Origin of the sequence: Streptomyces sp. NBC_00659, assembly GCF_036226925.1 — a bacterium.
In the GTDB taxonomy this organism is placed as follows: Bacteria; Actinomycetota; Actinomycetes; order Streptomycetales; family Streptomycetaceae; genus Streptomyces.
The window spans coordinates 1,140,172-1,158,867 of the sequence record NZ_CP109031.1; the positions used below are offsets into that span (position 1 = coordinate 1,140,172).

Below are 18,696 nucleotides of genomic sequence, written 5' to 3' on the forward strand. Positions count from 1 at the left end.
CTGTCAGTTGCTGAGCGACTATTCGCCAGGGTTCGCCAGGGTGCGCCAGATGGTGTGCCAGTGGACGTCGGGTGTCAGGTAGGAACGCGCCACCCCGACCCGGTTGCCAGGGACATTCCCCAGGATGAACCAGGCGGCCGGGGCGGGCAGCGCGGCAACTCGCAGGCACACGAAGGGATCTGTTTCGCCCATGTACACAGCATCGTCCTCCGTGTCCGCTCCGCCCCGGTCGTTGCACCCCCGCCCGGTGGGCAGCGGCCCTTACCTCGACCCCGCACGTCAGGCGGCGGCCCCCGTGCTCGGTGCCGGCCGGACGCGGCGCGTGCCGGGGCTCGGCACCCAACCGCTCAGCGGGAGACTCGACTTGTCCGGCCCTCAGGGCGCCCAGCTGCGCACGGCGATCGCGTCGGTGCACCGGATCTGTCCGGAGTTCGCTCCGGTCCAGGTGCTGCGCCGCAGCGGACGCTCCGTGCTCCTTGTCGGCACGACGGGACGCAGTACGGCCGTCGCCAAGTGCTTACTGGACCACTCCCCCGTCTGGGCCGAGCGGATCAGGCACGAAATAGCTGCATACCGTCTGTTCGTCCGGCACCGCCCGCCTGTTCGGGTGCCCCGGCTGATCGCGGCGGATCCGGACAACTGCACACTGGTGATCGAGCGCATGCCGGGCCGGGTGGCCGCGCTCCAGCGCCACCCGGTCGAGGCCCCGCCCCGCGCGGACATCCGCGCCGCGCTGAGCGCGGTCTGCAGGCTGAACGCCTGGCGGCCGCCGGCCGGGACCTTCAACGCCCCGCTGGACTACGCGGAACGGATCTCCCGCTTCCACGAGCTGGGGCTGCTCACCGACCGGGACATGGGTGACCTCCAGAAACTGGTGCACGGCATCGCGACGTCCTCCGGCCGCCAGGGCATGGGCCAGTTCTGCCACGGTGATGCCCTCCTGTCCAACATGCTTCTCTCACCGGCCGGTCCAGTGCTGGTGGACTGGGAGCACGCGGGCTGGTATCTGCCGGGCTACGACCTGGCGACACTGTGGGCGGTCCTCGGCGACGCTCCCATGGCGCGCCGTCAGATCAGTCAGCTCGCGCAGTCGGCGGGCCCGACGGCTCGGGACGCCTTCCTGGTGAACCTGATGATCGTCCTGACCCGCGAGATCCGTACGTACGAGATGGCCGTGCAGCGTTCCCTGCACGACGCGGCCCCGGCGGCAGCGGGCCCCGCCCACCCGGCTGCTGCGCCGTCCGGCGAGGAACAGCGGCTGCTGCTGAGGCGGCTGCACGACGACTGCCAGATGGCCCGCCGGGCCGTACGCGCGGCTGTCGGCACTCGCTGAAGGGGAAGGGAGGTCCACGGTGACGCCGACACACCGGCGCACCGCGGACCTCCCTCATGCATGACCCGCCGTTCGGAGCATTGGTCCATGCCACTGACGCCCCGCAGGCCGGGAGCCCCCCGCCACGAAACCCCCTTCACCCCACGCTGACATGGGAAATCGCCTCCTCCTGGGCATGATTGACGGATCGTCGGAGAGCGGGTAGCACTGACGCGTTCGGCACTCGCACGCCCCGCCGCGCCCCACCGTCCCAGGAGGCTGCATTGCACCGGTCCGCCACCGAATCCCAGGGCACCACCAGGCACAGACGCGCGCGCAGAACCGCAGGAGCCGTCGCCTCGGCGGCGCTGCTGCTGCCGCTGCTCGGCGCGGCCCCTTCGGACTCGGCCGAGGAAGTGCCCACGACCCGGTTGCAGCAGGCTTTCGCCGCCGCGGCCGACGAGTACCACGTTCCGCAGAGTGTGCTGCTCGCGGTTTCCTATCTCCAGTCCCGCTGGGACACGCACGACGGTGCTCCGAGCGTCACCGGCGGCTACGGCCCCATGCACCTGACCGACGCCCGGACGGCGATCGCCGCGACTCCGCATCACGGCGACGGCGCGGAGGACGCCCGCGGCGACAGTTCGCGCCCCGCGCTCCTGCCGGACACGCAGGTGCCCGCGGATTCCCGGCTCCCGGCCCGGCTCACGACACTGGCCAAGGCCGCCGGCCTGACCGGCCTGCCGGCAAAGCGGCTGCGCACCGACGCGGCGGCGAACGTCGCGGGCGGCGCGGCACTCCTGGCCGCCGCGCAGCGGGACCTCGGCGAGCCCCTGAGCGACGACCCCTCCGACTGGTACGGAGCGGTGGCACGTTTCTCGGGTGCGGACGACAGCGGCACCGCCGCGGCCTACGCCGACGACGCGTACGACGTGATGCGCACCGGTGAGCGGCGCACCACGGACGCCGGCCAGCAGGTGACGCTCGCCGCTCGGCCCGGGCTGAGCCCGGACACCGCGCAGCTGCGCCGTGCGGGACTGCGGACGGCCTCCGCCGACGGCACCGAGTGCCCGAGGACCGTGTCCTGCGAGTGGATCCCGGCCCCGTACGAGGAGTTCGGCGAGGGCGACTACGGCAACCACGACCTGGGCGACCGCCCCGCGTCGCAGAGCATCAAGTACATCGTCATCCATGACACGGAAGGCACCTGGGACGGTGTGCTGAACCTCGTCCAGGACCCGACCTATGTGTCGTGGAACTACACCCTGCGCTCGACCGACGGGCACATCGCCCAGCATGTGAAGGCCAAGGACGTGGCCTGGCACGCGGGCAACTGGTACATCAACGCGAAGTCGATCGGCCTGGAACACGAGGGCTTCCTGACCGCGCCCGACACCTGGTACACCGAGGAGATGTACCGGGCCTCCGCCCGTCTGGTGCGGTATCTCGCCCGGAAGTACGACATCCCGCTGGACCGGCAGCACATTCTCGGGCACGACAACGTACCGGGCCCCACCGCCTCCACCATCCCGGGGATGCACACGGACCCGGGCCCGTACTGGGACTGGCAGCACTACTTCACCCTCCTCGGGCACCCGTTCCACCCCGCGCTCGGCAAGGGCGCCGACCTGGTGACGGTCCTGCCCGACTTCGACGCGAACCAGCCGGTGTACACCGGCTGCGTCACCAAGGGCGAGCCCTGCGCCGCACACGGCTCCAGCGAGGTACGGCTGTACTCCCAGCCGGACGAGAACGCGCCGCTGGTCCAGGACATCGGCCTGTACCCGAAGGGCGACGCCTCGACGACCGGGGTGAACGACGTCGCCTCGCGTGTCTCCACCGGACAGCGGTACGCGCTGGCCGGACGCGAAGGCGACTGGACGGCGATCTGGTACCTGGGCCAGAAGGCCTGGTTCGAGAACCCGCGCAAGCAGCCGACCGCGGTGAGGGCGTCGGGGCCTGCCGTGACACCCAAGGCGGGCCTGGCGGAGATCCCCGTGTACGGCAGGGCGTACCCGGAGAAGGAGGCGTACCCGGCGGGCGTGCCCGTCCAGGCGGTCTCACCCCTGCCGTACAAGATCCTCGCCGGCCAGCGCTACGCGGCCGGCGACAAGGTGCCCGGCGAGTACTTCTACGCACCGACCTTCGACACCGCACCGCACCGGGTCGTGATCGGTACGGACATGTACTACGAGATCCAGTTCGGGCACCGGGTGCAGTTCGTGCGGGCGGCGGACGTGGACCTGGTTCCGTAGGGCGTCCGGCGGTTCGGGGCCGGGCCCGTGCGGGGCGGGCCCGGCGTCCGGATCGCCGAAGACAATGACGGACACCGGCAACCGGCCAGGGAAAGCGCCGTCGAGGACAGGTTCGGCCGCGGTCGGACCAGTTAACGACATGTAACGGTGCGACTGCTCTCCGTACGTTCTGATGGGCCGTTCACAGAACACGGGACACCCTGGGGCAGGCATGGGCAACTTCGTCAAAGAGACTTCAACACGGCCCGCCGGTGCGGCGGTCCCCCAGCGATGCGAGTGCGGTGGCGAACCGCGCAACGACGCGCCGGCGGGGGCCGAGGAAAGGTTTCGGGGTCTGCTGGAGGCGGCACCGGACGCCATGGTCATCGTCGACGACACCGGAACCATCAAACTCGTCAACGCCCAGACCGAAGCCCTCTTCGGCTACACCCGCGAGGAGCTTCTGGGCCACCCGGTGGAACTGCTCGTACCGGGCCGCTTCCGCGGCCACCACCACCATCACCGCGACGGATACGCCGACAACCGGCAGGTCCGCCCGATGGGCGCGGGACTCGAACTCCACGGACTGCGCAAGAACGGCACCGAGTTCCCCGTCGAGATCAGCCTCAGCCCGCTGGAGACCACCGACGGGCTCCTCGTCTCCGCCGCCGTCCGCGACGTCAGCGACCGCAAGGCCGCTGAGGAAAGGTTTCGGGGTCTGCTGGAGGCGGCACCGGACGCCATGGTCATCGTCGACGACACCGGAACCATCAAACTCGTCAACGCCCAGACCGAAGCCCTCTTCGGCTACCGGCGCGAGGAACTGCTCGGACACCCCGTCGAGCTCCTCGTGCCCGGCCGCTTCCGCGGCCACCACCACCATCACCGCGACGGATACGCCGACAACCGGCAGGTCCGCCCGATGGGCGCGGGACTCGAACTCCACGGACTGCGCAAGAACGGCACCGAGTTCCCCGTCGAGATCAGCCTCAGCCCGCTGGAGACCACCGACGGGCTCCTCGTCTCCGCCGCCGTCCGCGACGTCAGCGACCGCAAGCGCGCCGAGGCCCGGATCAACGAACTGGCCGGTCTCGTGGAGTCCTCGCAGGACGCGATCCTCGCCAAGACCCTGGACGGTCACATCACCTACTGGAACGCGGCGGCGCAGCGGCTGTACGGCTACTCGCGTGCCGAGGTGATGGGCAGGCACGTGTCCCTTCTCGCGACCACGCAGCGGCGGAGCGAGATCGACCTGCTCCTCGACCGACTGCGCAGCGGTGAGAAGGTCGAACATTTCGAGACCCTGCGGCTGACCCGCTCGGGCGCCCTGCTGGACGTGGACATCACGCTGTGGCCCACCCGTGACGCGGACGGCACGGTGATCGGCGCGTGCGCGATCGTCCGGGACATCAGCGACCGCAAGAAGGCCGAGGCGGAGCTGACCTTCCTGTACGAGCAGCAGCGGCACATCGCCCTCACCCTCCAGCGCAGCCTCATGGGAACCCCGCCCGCCATTCCCGGTCTGACCACCGCGAGCCGCTACCGGCCCGCCACGCAGGGAGCGGGGGTGGGCGGGGACTGGTTCGACCTGATCCCGCTGGGAGCCGGCCGGGTCGGGGTGCTGATCGGCGATGTGATGGGCCGCGGTCTGGAGGCCGCCGCCGTGATGGGCCAACTGCGGTCGGCCGCGCATGCCCTGGCCAAGACCGGTATGCAGCCTCGCCAGTTGATGCAGGCCCTGGAGGCCGTCGTCGGTGATCTGGACGTGCCCGACCAGCTGGTGACCTGCTGCTATCTGGTCATCTCCGCCGACGCGGGCGAGGTGACGGTCTGCTCGGCCGGGCATCTGCCGACCCTGGTGGCCACGCCCGGCGTCGGCGCCCGGCCGCTTCCCGCGCCGGTGAACGCGCCGCTCGGTGTCGGCGACATCCTCTATGAGCAGGCGACGTCGATGATCCCGCCCGGGGCGACCCTCGTCCTGTACACCGACGGTCTCATCGAGACGCCCGGCAGCGACATCGAGGACCAGCTCACCGAGCTCACGGCCACCCTCACGGACCTGTTCGTCGCCGCGCCCGATCTGGAGGACGCCGCCGACCACGTGCTGTCCGCACTGCTGCCGGACACCGACGGGCACAACGACGACGTCACGCTGCTGCTCACCCGGCTGCCCGAGGGACCCCTGGCCACCGTCAACACGGACCTGCCCGCGGTGCCCGAGTCGGTCCCGGAGGGCCGCGCCTTCCTCAGCAAGGCGCTGACCGCCTGGGACTGCGCTCCCGCGGCGGACGACGCCCGGCTGCTGCTCTCCGAGATCCTCACCAACGCCGTGCAGCACGCGCAGGGGCCCATCGGTCTGCATCTGTGCCGCACCGCGACCGATCTGACCGTGGAGATCAGCGACCGCAGCCCGCATCTGCCGCAGCCCCGGACGGCCGGCGAGGGCGAGGAGTCGGGACGGGGTCTGATCCTGGTCCGCGCGCTCGCCGACAACTGGGGTGTGCGTCCCACCGACGCGGGCAAGACCACCTGGTTCACCCTCAAGCTGTGACGCCGGGTGGGGTGTTGGGCCGCGTCGGGCCTCAGCCCTGCTGGAAGAGTTCCGCCGGGAGCGGCTTCAGGAGCGCGTACAGGTCGTCCGTGATCGGACGGTCCCAGGCGGCGATGGTCACCAGGACGTTGTCGCTGCGGTCGAACTGGACGCAGGAGATACGGGTCTCGGAGAGCTTCAACCGGCGGACGATCAGAAGGTTGTCGCCCTGCATGACCGGCATGTCCTCGGTCCCGGTGACGGTGACCTCTTCGTTGTTCTCCAGCGCGATGAGGAGCTGGGCCACCTCGAAGGGGACCTCGTTCTCGGCGACGTCCCGGGCCTGGGATCCCTCGGGCAGGTTGCCGATGATCATCGCGGGACCGCGGCCGCCGAACAGGTCGTAGCGCAGGAAGACGCCCTGGCAGCTGCCGTCGGGGGCGGGCAGCAGGCCCGCACCGAGATTGCCGGGCCAGTCGCCCGGATCCATGGCCAGAACATCGAACTCGGGCCCGGCGGGCGTGGCACTGCGGCGGCGGAGGAAGGACATGCCGCAATGGTACGTGCACGGCCGTGTACCGGGCCCACGGGAGCTGTGCGTAGGGGGCTCACGGCAGCTGCGCGTACTCGGTCCGCGGGTGCTGTGCGTACCGGGCTCACGGCGGCTGCGCGGGCGGGGCGGAGGACGGCCCGGCCGCGTCAGGACGTGGCCTGGTCCCCCAGGGCCGCCCCGAGTCCTCTGCGGTCGGTGCCGACCTTGCGGTAGACCGCCGACAGCAGCCGGGCCACGGCGTGCTCGTCGATGTGCAGTTCCTCGGCGATCTGGGCCGGGGTCCGGTCCCGTGCGGTGAGCGAGGCGGCGGTGCGCTCGCGGGCGGTGAGGGTGTCCGTCTCGGTGCTGTGCAGACGGCGCGGCCGCAGCCCGGCCGAGGCCAGCTCGTCGCGGGCGTCCTCGATCAGTCCGTCGGCACCGCACTGGACCGCCGCGTCGAGGCCGCGGTAGAGGTGCTCGGCGGCTTCCCTGGGGCGTCCTGCGCGGCGCAGCTCGGTGCCCAGGGCGACCAGGGAGCAGGCCAGTTCGTAGGCGGCCGGGGAACGCTCCAGATGACCGACGGACTCCTCGAGGAGCTGGACGCGGGCCGGGCCGGGGGAGACCTCGGCGGCGACGCGCAGAGCCTGGCCGATCGTGGAGGGGGCGCCGTACTGGCGGGCGCGGTTCACCGCTTCGAGTGCCGTGTCGACGGCGCGCTCCGGGGCGTCGTGGCTCTCGGCGCGGGCGAGGTGGAGCTGCCAGGGGCACCAGGCGGGGTTGCGCATGCCGCGCCGGTCGAGCCGGCGGCCGGCGGACGCGAGCTCGTCGGCGGCGTCCTTGGCGAGACCGCGGGCGAGCAGGAGTTCGCCGTACACGGTCTGGGCGTCGGGGAAGGTCACGGCGGCCGAGAAGGGTGCGTGGAAGGCGTAGGCCTCGCCGGTGCGCGCGGCCTCCTCGACCTGGCCCCGGGCGAGCAGGACCTGGATGAGGGTGCCCACCGCGTACCAGTGGACGGGCGTACCGGGCCCGACGCGTTCGGCGAGCCTGACGCCCGCGCGGACGAAATCCTCGGCCTCGGCGAGACGGCCCCGGCGGAAGCGGACGTATCCGAGGATCGTGTAACCGAAGGAGAGGTGGGCGCCGTGCCAGCCCTGGGATTCGAAGTCGGCGATCCCGGTGGCGAAGAGTTCTTCGGTCCGGCCCGGCCGGTCGGCGTACATGAAGGTCATGGCGACCAGGACCGGGACCTCGAAGCCGCGGTCGGCCTCGGCCCAGCCGAGGCCGCCGGCCAGGGCGCGCTCGGCGTGGTGGAGGGCGACGGGGGCGGGTTCGCCGCGCAGGGTGGCGTCCCAGGCGCGCAGCCCGATGACATAGCGCTCGGTGAGGTCGTGGCCGGTGAGCCGGTCGGCGAGGCGGGCCAGCCGGCGGGAGCGGGCGGGCGAGTCGGGTTCGTCGGCGCGGAAGGCGTCCCACATGAACTGCTCGGACTGCATGCGCAGGCGTACCCGGGCGTCGCCGGTGACGGGGATCTCGCGGGCGAGGGTCTCGGAGGCTTCGGCCAGGCGGTCGCTGTGGGCGAGCACCTGGGAGAGGCGGTAGACGATGTTGTGGCGCAGGTCGGGGTCGGTGATCGGTTCCTCGAGGGCCGCGCGAAGGTGGTTGACCGTGGTGGTCGGCTCGGTGAGCAGGGACGCGCAGCCCAGTTCGTACAGCACGGCGGCGCGGTCCTTGAAGGGCGGCGGTTCGCGCAGGGCGCGCGCCAGATAGCGGCGGGCGGCGTCCGGGGCGCCGGCGCGCTGGGTCTCGCGGGCGGCGGCGCGCAGTTGCTGGACGATCAAGGTGTCGCCGTCCGGGTGGGTCTCCATGAGGTGGCGGGCGGCCGCGGCCGGGCCGAGGCCTTCGTCGATCACGCACCAGGCGGCCTGGCCGTGCAGGGCGACGCGGACGCTTCCGGGGATGTCCCGGTAGACGGCGGTGGCGATCAGCGGGTGGACGAATTCGAGGGGGTCGGCGCCGGTCAGGATACGGGCGGTGCGCAAGGCGTCCGCGGCGTCGGCGGCCTCCTCGGAGCCGAGGCCCGCGACGGCGGCGGCGAGCGTCGGGTGGATCTCGGTGCCGAGCACGGCGCAGGCCCAGGCGAAGCGGACGGTCGCGGTGCCGAGGCGTTCGAGGCGGGCGATCAGGCCGCTGCCCTTGACGGCGGCGGCGAGGTCGCGCAGGAGGTGCGCTCCGTCCTCGGTCGGGGTCAGTCCGCGGTCACGGACCTTGGCGGTCAGCTCGACGGCCTCGAAGGGGTTGCCCGCGGTGACGGTCCAGCACTCGCGGCAGAACGCGTCGTCGGCCTGGGTGCCGAGGTCTTCGCGGACGAGCCGGGCGACGGCCGCCGCACTGAGCGGTTCGAGTCCGATGGGGCGCTGTCCGGCACGACCGGGCAGTCCCCTGAACGCCTCGGCGTGTTCGGGGAGTTCGTCGGGGCGGTAGGCGACGACGAGCAGCAGCGGGAGTTGCTCGGCGCGGGGCGCGAACGCGGCCAGCCAGCTGAGCGATTCGGCGTCGGCCCAGTGCGCGTCGTCCAGGAGGAGCACCATGGGGGCGCGCTGTACGGCGAGGTGGGTGAGTACCCAGTCGAGTCCGGCGCGCAGGCCCTGCTGGTCGGGCGGGGCGCCCTCGGACGGGGCGCAGAGGCCGAGCGCGGGGCCGACGATGGCGTACCAACTCCCCAGCGAGGCGCGGAGTTCGGCCTCGGTGAATCCGGCAAGCTGCGGTTGCAGGAGTTGTCGGGCGACGTGGAAGGCGACGCGCTGTTCCTGTTCTCCGCCGCGCGCGCTCAGCACGGTGCAGCCCTTGGCAGCGGCGCGCCTGCGCACCTCGCCGAGGAGCGTCGTCTTGCCGATCCCGGCACGTCCGGCGAAGGCGAGGAGCGCGCCGCGGGGGCGGCCGGGCGGCTCGCCGGGTTCCCGGCGCAGGCCGACGAGGTCGATCAACGCCTCGTCTGCGGCCGAGAGTTCACTCTCACGCTCCAAGAGCGTCCGACGGCTGCGAAGGCTGCGTTGCCCCATGATCACCCCCTGCCACGATCACGCGTCCGCGCGGGGATGCGGATGCGCACCGTGACCTCCAGGCACCTCAGCGTACGCCCCGATCATCCACGGGGCAGCCCGTTCGGACGCTCCTGGTCAGAACCTCGTGAGCGGCGGCGGAGCCGCGGGAGGACCGGCCGGTGGGCGGCGTTCCCGGGCTCGGGGCCAGGGCCGCCGCCCTCCTCTCGCCGGGGGGCGGGGGTCCGGCGGTCGTCGGTTCAGGTCAGGTCGAACTCCCCTTCGCGGGCCCCCGATACGAACGCCCCCCACTCCGCGGGCGTGAAGATCAGGGAAGGGCCCTGGGGGCGGCCACTGTTGCGCATCGCGATGAAGCCCTCGACGAAGGCGATCTGGACATCTCCACGCCCTCGGCTGCTGGACTGCCACTCGGCGTTGCTGAGGTCCAGCTCCGGCTTGTCCCAGCCCGCGAGCGGGTGCTGCTCGATGGTGCTCTCGGCCACGTCCTGCTCCTCCCGGTTCGTCGTCCGCGGCCAGCCTAGCGATCGGTCCGTGCCGCGCACAGGCCATGTGAGGGGGACGGCGTCAGGAGGTGGGCGGCTCGGCGCCGACCAGCCACATCGAGAAGAACTGGGATCCGCCTCCGTAGGCGTGGCCGAGCACCCTGCGCGCCCCGTCGACCTGGTGCTCTCCGGCCTGGCCGCGTACCTGGAGGGCCGCTTCGGCGAAGCGGATCATGCCGGAGGCGCCGATCGGATTCGTGGAGAGGACGCCGCCCGACATGTTGACGGGCAGGTCGCCCTCCAGTTCGGTCACGCCCGACTCGGTGAGTTTCCATCCCTCGCCCTCGTCGGCGAAGCCGAGGTTCTCCAGCCACATGGGCTCGTACCAGGAGAACGGGACGTACATCTCGACGGCGTCGATGTCGCGGCGGGGGTCCGCGATCCCGGCCTGGCGGTACACGTCCGCCGCGCAGTCCTTGCCGGCCTGCGGGGACACGAAGTCCTTGCCGGCGAAGAGAGTCGGCTCGCTGCGCATGGCACCGCCGTGCATCCAGGCGGGCGGGCGCGATGAACGGGCCGCGCCCGCGCGGTCGGTGAGGATCATCGCGCAGGCCCCGTCGGAGGAGGGGCAGGTCTCCGAGTAGCGGATCGGGTCCCAGAGCATGGGCGAGGCCTGGACCTTCTCCAGGGTGATGTCGTGCTCGTGGAGGTGCGCGTACGGGTTCTTCAGCGCGTTGCGGCGGTCCTTGTAGGCGACGAGCGAGCCGACGGTGTCGGGTGCGCCGGTGCGCCGCATGTAGGCGCGTACGTGCGGCGCGAAGAAGCCGCCCGCGCCGGCGAGCAGTGGCTGCTGGAAGGGGATGGGCAGGGACAGGCCCCACATGGCGTTGGATTCGGACTGCTTTTCGTAGGCGAGGGTCAGGACGGTGCCGTGGACGCGGCCGGCGACGAGGTTGGTGGCGACGAGTGCCGTCGATCCGCCGACGGAGCCCGCCGTGTGCACCCGCAGCATGGGTTTGCCGGTCGCTCCGAGCGCGTCCGCCAGGTACAGCTCGGGCATCATGACGCCCTCGAAGAAGTCGGGCGCCTTGCCGATGACGACGGCGTCGATGTCGGCCCACGTCAACTCGGCGTCGGTGAGAGCGCGTTGGGCGGCCTCGCGGACGAGTCCCGCGATGGACACGTCCCGGCGTGCCGCCACGTGCTTGGTCTGGCCGATGCCTACGACGGCCACGGGCTCCTTGCTCATCGGGCGTCCCCTTCGAGTACGGCGACCAGGTTCTGCTGGAGGCAGGGGCCGGAGGTGGCGTGGGCGAGCGCCCGGTCGGACTCCCCGCGGTGGACGCGTGCGGCGGCCTCGCCGATGCGGATGAGCCCTGCCGCCATGATCGGGTTGGCGGCGAGGGCGCCTCCCGACGGATTGACGCGCACGCTGTCGCCGAGCCGCAGCGCTCTGCGCAGGACGACTTCCTGGGAGGAGAAGGGCGCGTGCAACTCGGCGGTGTCGACGGGTCGTTCGAAGACGCCCGCCCGTTCGGCGGCGAGCCGGGCGGACGGGGAGTCGGTCAGGTCGCGCACGCCGAGGGAGTGTGCCTCGATGCGGTGGTCGATGCCCCGGATCCAGGCGGGCCGTTCGCACAGTTCACGGGCCCGGTCCCCCGCCGCGAGGATCACGGCCGCGGCGCCGTCGCCGATGGGCGGGCAGTCTCCGGTGCGCAGCGGCCGTACGAGGTAGTCGCCCTGCGGCACCGAACCCCTGAGCTGGGCATGGGGGTTGGTCTCCGCCGCGGCGCGGCTGCGGGCGGCGACCGAGGCGAGTTCGGGTTCGTCGGTCTCGCCGGCGTCGATGAGCGCCCGCGCCTGGAGTGCGGCGAGCGCGACCGAGTCGGGCCAGAGCGGGGCCACGTAGTACGGGTCCAGCTGGCGTGTCAGGACATCGCGGACGGAGCCGGGCGAGGACTTGCCGTAGGAGTAGACGAGCGCGGTGTCGGCGTCGCCGGTCAGCAGTTTGGTCCACGCCTCGTACAGCGCCCAGGCCCCGTCCATCTCGACGTGCGACTCGGAGATCGGCGGCCACGCGCCCACGCCGTCGAGCGCCATGGTGAAGGAGAAGGCGCGGCCCGCGAGATAGTCGGTGGAGCCGGAGCAGGTGAAGTCGATGCCACCGGCCCGCAGGCCCGTCCGGTCGAGGACCTCGTGCAGGACCGGGAGGAGCATCTCCACCTCGGAGACCTCGTCGGTGGTGCGCCGGTGGTCGCTCTGCGCGAAGGCGACGACGGCGATGTCCCTGGCGGTCCGCATCTACAGCATCTCCTTGTACGTCTCGTAGTCCGCGTCCGGTTCTCCGGTGGGCCGGTAGTGGTCGGGATGGCGGCCGTCCTCGGACCACACGGGCTCCACGCGCAGGCCCATCCGGACCTCGTCGTAGGGGATGCCGCCGATCCGGCCGTGCAACGCGAGGCCGGCGCCGTCGAGGGCGATGTGCGCGTATACGTAGGGGACTTCGATGTCGAGGTTCTTCGCCTTGATGTTGACGATGCAGTACGTGGTGACGGTGCCGCGCGGGCCGACCTCGACCTGTTCGGAGGTGGCCACCCCGCAGGTGGGGCAGGCCCCCTTGGGAGGGACGTAGACCTTGCGGCAGGAGGGGCAGCGTTCGCCGAGGATCCGCCGTTCGGCGAGGCCCGCGATGTAGGCGGCCTGGGCACGGCCCGGCGAGTAGACGTAGTCGAGCCGTGCGGGGGCGACGATTCCGGTGACCATGTCCGCGAACCGGCCGTCGTGGCCCGCGGGTTCGCCGGCGGGTTCGTCCGGGGCGCCGTCGCAGGGCTCGAAGCAGGCGATGTCGGTGATCGCGCCGGAGCGTTCGCGGGCCCAGCGGACGCGGACGCGCATCCCGGTGTGCACGGCCTCGGGGCCGGGGGCGTCGAGGGCGTGCAGCAGGCCGGTGTCGGCGCCGTCGAGCTGGACCAGGACCCAGGCGAAGGGGGTGCCGAGGGGCTGGCCGCGGCGGGGTTCGTGGTTCCAGGCCCAGGTGGTGACGGTGCCGGTGGGGGCGACCTCGACGAGGTCGTGTATCTCCTCGGCGGTGACGGGGTCGTACTCGACGGGCGGGACGAGGGTGCGTCCGTCGGCGGTCCGCACGCCGAGGACGACCTGTTCGCGCAGGCCCGTGAGGAAGGCGCTCTGCACGGGGCCGAGCGAGCGGGTGAAGGGGAACTCGACGACGAGGGGGGCTTTGAGGACTTCGGGCATCCCGGATCTCTCCTTCCAACGGCCGGCCGTGCCGTGTCCGCGGGGCGGACAGGTCGCGTCCGGGCCGGGCGTGCGGGTCAGGCCCGCCGGTAGACGGGCGGGCGCTTCTCGGCGAAGGCCCGGGAGCCCTCCTTGGCGTCGGCCGTGTCGAACACCGGCCAGCCGCGCCGCAGTTCGGCGGCGAGCCCGTCGGTCTCGGTCAGCTCGGCGGTCTCGTACACGGACGCCTTGACGGCCTCGACGGCGAGCGGGCCGCAGGCGTTGATCTGCTCGGCGACGGCGAGCGCCTTGTCCAGCGCCGTCCCGTCGGGCACCACATGGCCGATCAGCCCGATGCCCGCGGCCTCCTGGGCGGTGTACGGACGTCCCGTGAGGAGCATTTCGAGGGCGTGGGTGCGCGGGATCTGGCGTTGCAGCCGCACCGTCGAGCCGCCGATCGGGAAGAGGCCGCGCCTGACCTCGAAGAGCCCGAAGGTCGCGGAGGCGCCGGCGACGCGGATGTCGGTGCCCTGGAGGATCTCGGTGCCGCCCGCGACGCAGTACCCCTCGACGGCGGCGATCACCGGTTTGCGCGGGCGGTGGTGGCGCAGCATGGCCTTCCAGTGCAGATCGGGGTCGGCCTTGAGCCGGTCCCGGTACTGCTCGCCCTCCATGCCCCGGCCGGCCAGGGCCTTGAGATCCATCCCGGCGCAGAAGGCACCACCGGCGCCGGTGAGCACGATCGAGCGGATGGCGTCGTCCTCGTCGGCCTCGACCCAGCCGTCGTACAGACCGACCAGCATCGGCAGCGAGAGCGCGTTCCTGGCCTCGGGCCTGTTGAGCGTGAGCACCAGTGTGGCGCCTTCGCGTTGCACGGTGAGGTGTTCGGTCCCACCCATGGGCGTCCTCCCGTCTCGGATGCGAGAACAGGTTGCAGGAGCCGTCCATCCAGTACAAGGGTTTTCTGACAGACAGTCAGATTTCTTGTGCCGGAGCCCTTCCCACTTGGGTCGGGCTTTGCTCTGATGACCGTCGGGTCCGGGGCGGGCACCGCCCTGGCGGCACCCGGCCACGGACGTGCACGGTCAGGAGGAACGGTGGAGTACAACCTTGCCGACCTGTTCGAGTCGGTCGTCGACGTGGTCCCGGACCGCGAGGCGCTCGTCTACCTCGACCACCCCGGCACGGGCGCGGAACGCCGCTTGACGTACGCGCAGTTGGACGCGGCCGCGAACCGGATCGCGCACCATCTGATCGACAGCGGGATCCGCCCCGGCGAACACCTCGGTCTCCATCTGTACAACGGCGTCGAGTACCTGCAGACGGTGCTGGCCTGCCTGAAGGCGCGGATCGTGCCGGTCAACGTCAACTACCGCTACGTAGAGGAAGAGTTGGCCTACCTCTACCAGGACGCGGACCTCGTGGCCCTGGTCTTCGACGCGGAGTTCGGCGACCGGGTGGCGGCGGCACGGCCACGGGCACCGCGGCTGCGGCATCTCGTCCGCGTGGGGGCCGTCGCACCCGGCGCGGGCGCGGTGGCCGCGGAGAGCCCGGCAGGCTCCGAAGGCGCGGTGGAGGCCGTGGACTTCGGGGACGCCGAGGCCGCCGGGTCACCACTGCGCCGGTTCTCCCCGCGTTCGGCGGACGACCAGTTCATCATCTACACCGGCGGCACGACGGGGATGCCCAAGGGCGTCATGTGGCGGCAGGAGGACCTCTTCTTCGCGGGCCTCGGCGGGGGCGCGCCGACCGGCGATCCGGTGACGAAGCCGGAGGAGCTCGCCGAGCGCGTCGCGGCCGGCGGTGCCGGGATCACCTTCTTCCCCACTCCCCCGCTGATGCACGGCACTTCGACGCTCACCGCGTTCATCGCCTTCAACTTCGGTCAACGGGTCGTGCTGCACCGCAAGTTCTCACCCGAGGACGTCCTGCGGACGATCGAGAGGGAGAAGGTGACCAGTGTGTCGCTGGTCGGCGACGCGATGCTGCGGCCCCTGATCGACGCACTGAACGGCCCCCTGAAGGGCACGGACTGTTCCGCCCTGTTCAGCGTGTCCTCGTCCGGCGCGATCATGTCGGACACCGTGCGCGAACAGTTCCAGGCACTCGTCCCGAACGTGATGCTGCTCAACAACTTCGGCTCCTCGGAGTCCGGCTTCAACGGCACCGCGACGGCCGACTCCGGCCCCGAACGCGGCTTCCGCATCCGCGTCAACGCCCGTACGCAGGTGGTGGATCCGGTGACGTACGAGCCGGTCGTGGCGGGCGAGCCGGGACGGGTCGCGCAGCGCGGCCATGTGCCTCTCGGCTACTACAACGACCCGAAGAAGACCGCCGAGACGTTCTTCCGCAAGGGCGACGAGCGCTGGGTGCTCCTCGGCGACATGGCCACGGTCGACGAGGAGGGCATCGTCATCGTCCTCGGCCGCGGCTCGCAGTGCATCAACACCGGGGGCGAGAAGGTGTACCCCGAGGAGGTGGAACAGGCCCTGAAATCGCATCCGGACGTGTACGACGCCCTGGTCGCCGGAGTGCCCGACCCGAAGTGGGGCAGCCACGTGGCGGCCGTCGTCCAGGTCCGCGAGGGCGCGCCGCGGCCCTCGCTCGACGACATCCAGACGCACTGCCGCGCCCGGCTGGCCGGGTACAAGGTCCCGCGCCAGTTGGTGATCACGAGCTCCATCCAGCGCTCGCCGAGCGGCAAGGCCGACTACCGGTGGGCGCGGGAGGTGGCCGTGGCCGCGGACCGGTAGCCGGCGGTGTCATCCGCTTGATCCTCGCGACGTACTCTGTGCGCGGCCGGCCCCTTTTTGAACCAGAGGTGGCTAACAGCCGTATGGGGGATGACGGAAATGCCTCCGTCGCACCAGCACCGGGTTACGCACGGAAGGACCTTCGGGTGTCGCACCACACGCCTCCTCGTCAACTGCCGGATGCCGACGTGGGTCCGGACCCCGACGCGACGGCGACGGACGGAACCCGCGAGGAGTCCGGGACGGACGTCGAGACCGGGGCGCACGCGAGTTCCGGGACGGACGAGCGGGCCGAGGAGGCGACCGGCGACGAAGCGCGCGGCGCGACCGGAGCCGAGCGCACCGTCCCCCACCCGGCCGACGGCGAGCCGACCGGACCGCACCCCGCGGCCGACGACGAACCCGCCATCCAGCCCCCCGCCGCGGCCTCGGCCGCCGACGAGCCCACCGTCCGGCGGCCCGCCTCCGACGAACTCACCGGTGAGCAGCCTGGCGACGCGGAACCCGCAGGTCCGCAGCCCGCTGCCGCCGGGGAACCCACCGTCTCGCAGCCCGCCGACGAGCAGCCCACCAGTACGCGGACGCCCGACGCCGAACCCGTCAGCCTGCGGCCGGCAGCCGACGAAGCCACCCCCGAAGGCGCCGACGGGCATCCCGTCGGCCCCGCGTCCGCGGACGAAGCCGCGCCCGCCGCGGACGCCGCCTCCGCCGTCCGCCCCGGATGGTTCGCCTGGCGTCGGCGCTACCCGCGGGCCGCTCGTGCCGTGCGGGTGGGCACGACCGTCCTGGCCGGTGCGCTGGTGGTCACCATCCTCATCGTGCCCAACCGCCTCGACTGGATGAGCGTCCGGGCGTTCCTCCGTATCCCGGTCGAAGCCGTCTTCCTCGCGGCCGTCCTGCTCGTCCTGCCGGCGAAGGCGCGGCGGATCACGGCCGGCGCCCTCGGGGTGCTCCTCGGGCTGTCCGGCATCCTGAAGTGCCTCGACATGGGCTTCCGCCAGACCCTGGCCCGGCCGTTCGACCTGGTCTTCGACTGGGTCCTGCTGAGCGACGGGGCGGACTGGGTGAAGGACTCGTTCGGGCGCTCGGGCGAGGTGCTCGCGGTGGTCGGGGTGATCGTCCTGGTCATCGCCGTGCTCGCCCTGAGCGTGCTCGCGATGACGCGGCTCGCGAACGTCCTGGCCGGGCACCGCACCGGGGCCGTACGCGCCACGCTCGTCCTCGGCGTGGTGTGGGTCGTCTGCTTCACCATGGGCGCACAGAACGGCGGCATCATGATCGCCACCAAGAACTACACCCAGTACCTCTCCAACCGTGTGCAGTACGTCCGCGACGGCCTCGGCGACGCCGATGTCTACGAGAAGCAGATGGCCGTCGACGCCTTCGCCGACACCCCGTCCGACCAGCTGCTGACCGGGCTGCGCGGCAAGGACGTGATGCTCACCTTCATCGAGAGCTACGGCCGCGCGGCCATCGACGATCCGGTGATGGGACCGGAGGTCGACGCGACGCTCAAGGAGGGCGGCGCGACGCTCGAGGCGGCGGGCTTCTCGGCGCGCAGCGGCTGGCTCAAGTCGCCGGTGAAGGGCGCCGGCAGCTGGCTCGCCCACTCGACGTTCCTGTCCGGCACGTGGGTCGAGAACCAGCAGCGGTACCGGTCCCTGACCACCAGCGACCGCGCGACCCTCACCAGCTACTTCCAGAAGACCGGCGCGTGGCGCACGGTCGGCATCGTCCCCGGCGTGCGCAAGGCCTGGCCCGAGGGCAAGTACTTCGGCCTCGACCACATCTACGACTCGACGCACCTCGGCTACCAGGGCCCGTACTTCAGCTGGACGCCGGTGCCGGACCAGTTCAGCCTGGAGTCCTTCCAGAAGCTGGAGCACGGCAAGAAGAACCGCGACCCGATCATGGCCGAGATCATCCTCGCCTCCAGCCACAACCCCTGGTCCCCCATCGCCCACACGATCGACTGGAAGGACCTCGGGGACGGCAAGGTCTTCTACAAGATCAAGAAGGAGGGCACGAACCCCACGGAGGTCTGGAAGAGCTCGAACCGCGTGCGGACCGAGTACCGCAAGGCCATCCAGTACTCCCTGGACAGCCTGATCCAGTGGGTCCAGCGCTACGGCGACGACAACACGGTCCTCGTCTTCCTCGGCGACCACCAGCCCGTCCCGATGCTCACGGGAGGCAGCACCAGCATGGACGTGCCCGTCACCATCGTCGCCCGCGACCCGAAGGTACTGGACCGCGTGTCCGACTGGGGCTGGACGGACGGCCTCAAGCCCGCGGCCGACGCGCCGGAATGGGCGATGAACGAGTTCCGCGACCGCTTCATGACGGCGTACGGCCCGAACCCGGGCGCGGGGGCCGCGACGACGTCGCACTGACGCCCCGAACCCGGCCGGGTCCTTCCCGATCCCGCGGAGATCCCCGGCCCGCTCCGAACGTCCGACCCGAACACAGCGGGCCCGCAGCCTCCCCGGCCGCGGGCCCGCCGCGTTGTGCGGACACCCTCCATACCTGCCCGGCACCGGATCCGCGGCACCTCCCCATT

Annotated in this window: 13 protein-coding genes; 5 read left to right on the forward strand and 8 right to left on the reverse strand. The window is 71.7% G+C overall.

Annotated elements, in window-relative coordinates:
• Positions 1-18 precede the first annotated feature (18 nt).
• Positions 19-192: a hypothetical protein gene (locus OG410_RS04800; protein WP_326789599.1), complete on the reverse strand. Its 174-nt coding sequence runs from the start codon at positions 190-192 to the stop codon at positions 19-21.
• Here OG410_RS04800 and OG410_RS04805 point away from each other — a divergent pair.
• The 3 genes from OG410_RS04805 (at position 191) to OG410_RS04815 (ending at position 6,097) form a co-directional block, all read left to right on the forward strand.
• Positions 191-1,333, forward strand: coding sequence for an aminoglycoside phosphotransferase family protein (locus tag OG410_RS04805; RefSeq protein WP_329297968.1), 1,143 nt, complete (start codon positions 191-193; stop codon positions 1,331-1,333). The genes OG410_RS04800 and OG410_RS04805 overlap by 2 nt on opposite strands.
• Before the next feature lie 263 nt (positions 1,334-1,596).
• Complete coding sequence (locus OG410_RS04810) at positions 1,597-3,567, forward strand: N-acetylmuramoyl-L-alanine amidase (RefSeq protein ID WP_329297969.1); 1,971 nt, start codon at positions 1,597-1,599, stop codon at positions 3,565-3,567.
• A 211-nt stretch (positions 3,568-3,778) separates the two neighbouring features.
• Positions 3,779-6,097 carry a SpoIIE family protein phosphatase gene (locus OG410_RS04815; protein WP_329297970.1) on the forward strand — a complete coding sequence of 773 codons (2,319 nt, stop codon included), beginning with the start codon at positions 3,779-3,781 and terminating at the stop codon, positions 6,095-6,097.
• A gap of 31 nt (positions 6,098-6,128) precedes the next feature.
• Here the strand turns inward: OG410_RS04815 and OG410_RS04820 are convergent, their stop codons facing one another.
• The 7 genes from OG410_RS04820 to OG410_RS04850 all read right to left on the reverse strand — a co-directional run bounded on the left by OG410_RS04820 (position 6,129) and on the right by OG410_RS04850 (position 14,282).
• On the reverse strand, positions 6,129-6,626 hold the full coding sequence (locus OG410_RS04820; protein ID WP_326789595.1) for a hypothetical protein: 498 nt from the start codon (positions 6,624-6,626) through the stop codon (positions 6,129-6,131).
• Between the two features lie 149 nt (positions 6,627-6,775).
• The gene (locus OG410_RS04825; RefSeq protein WP_329297971.1) at positions 6,776-9,667 is read right to left on the reverse strand and encodes an ATP-binding protein; all 2,892 of its coding nucleotides are present in this window, start codon (positions 9,665-9,667) and stop codon (positions 6,776-6,778) included.
• A gap of 239 nt (positions 9,668-9,906) precedes the next feature.
• A complete protein-coding gene (locus tag OG410_RS04830) occupies positions 9,907-10,149 on the reverse strand; it encodes a DUF397 domain-containing protein (RefSeq protein ID WP_329297972.1) in 243 nt (80 codons plus the stop codon).
• 82 nt (positions 10,150-10,231) lie between these two features.
• Positions 10,232-11,398 (reverse strand): thiolase domain-containing protein, encoded by a 1,167-nt coding sequence (locus OG410_RS04835; protein ID WP_329297973.1) that lies wholly within the window; start codon positions 11,396-11,398, stop codon positions 10,232-10,234.
• Positions 11,395-12,450 carry a thiolase domain-containing protein gene (locus OG410_RS04840; protein WP_329297974.1) on the reverse strand — a complete coding sequence of 352 codons (1,056 nt, stop codon included), beginning with the start codon at positions 12,448-12,450 and terminating at the stop codon, positions 11,395-11,397. The genes OG410_RS04835 and OG410_RS04840 overlap by 4 nt, the downstream gene beginning before the upstream one ends.
• Positions 12,451-13,404, reverse strand: a complete 954-nt coding sequence (locus OG410_RS04845; protein ID WP_329297975.1) for a Zn-ribbon domain-containing OB-fold protein — start codon at positions 13,402-13,404, stop codon at positions 12,451-12,453.
• A gap of 77 nt (positions 13,405-13,481) precedes the next feature.
• Positions 13,482-14,282: a crotonase/enoyl-CoA hydratase family protein gene (locus tag OG410_RS04850; RefSeq protein ID WP_328664861.1), complete on the reverse strand. Its 801-nt coding sequence runs from the start codon at positions 14,280-14,282 to the stop codon at positions 13,482-13,484.
• A gap of 198 nt (positions 14,283-14,480) precedes the next feature.
• On the opposite strand from OG410_RS04850, the gene OG410_RS04855 reads away from it, so the two are divergent.
• Positions 14,481-16,136: an acyl-CoA synthetase gene (locus OG410_RS04855; RefSeq protein ID WP_329297976.1), complete on the forward strand. Its 1,656-nt coding sequence runs from the start codon at positions 14,481-14,483 to the stop codon at positions 16,134-16,136.
• Between the two features lie 146 nt (positions 16,137-16,282).
• A complete protein-coding gene (locus OG410_RS04860) occupies positions 16,283-18,529 on the forward strand; it encodes a sulfatase (RefSeq protein WP_443063712.1) in 2,247 nt (748 codons plus the stop codon).
• Positions 18,530-18,696: the final 167 nt, after the last annotated feature.

Excerpts from the sequence above, each read along its gene's own strand:
- OG410_RS04800 (WP_326789599.1), bottom strand. The coding sequence starts at position 192 with ATGGGCGAAACAGATCCCTTCGTGTGCCTGCGAGTTGCCGCGCTGCCC.
- OG410_RS04815 (WP_329297970.1), top strand. The coding sequence starts at position 3,779 with ATGGGCAACTTCGTCAAAGAGACTTCAACACGGCCCGCCGGTGCGGCG.
- OG410_RS04850 (WP_328664861.1), bottom strand. The coding sequence starts at position 14,282 with ATGGGTGGGACCGAACACCTCACCGTGCAACGCGAAGGCGCCACACTG.
- OG410_RS04845 (WP_329297975.1), bottom strand. The coding sequence starts at position 13,404 with ATGCCCGAAGTCCTCAAAGCCCCCCTCGTCGTCGAGTTCCCCTTCACC.
- OG410_RS04805 (WP_329297968.1), top strand. The coding sequence starts at position 191 with ATGTACACAGCATCGTCCTCCGTGTCCGCTCCGCCCCGGTCGTTGCAC.
- OG410_RS04835 (WP_329297973.1), bottom strand. The coding sequence starts at position 11,398 with ATGAGCAAGGAGCCCGTGGCCGTCGTAGGCATCGGCCAGACCAAGCAC.
- OG410_RS04825 (WP_329297971.1), bottom strand. The coding sequence starts at position 9,667 with ATGGGGCAACGCAGCCTTCGCAGCCGTCGGACGCTCTTGGAGCGTGAG.
- OG410_RS04820 (WP_326789595.1), bottom strand. The coding sequence starts at position 6,626 with ATGTCCTTCCTCCGCCGCCGCAGTGCCACGCCCGCCGGGCCCGAGTTC.
- OG410_RS04840 (WP_329297974.1), bottom strand. The coding sequence starts at position 12,450 with ATGCGGACCGCCAGGGACATCGCCGTCGTCGCCTTCGCGCAGAGCGAC.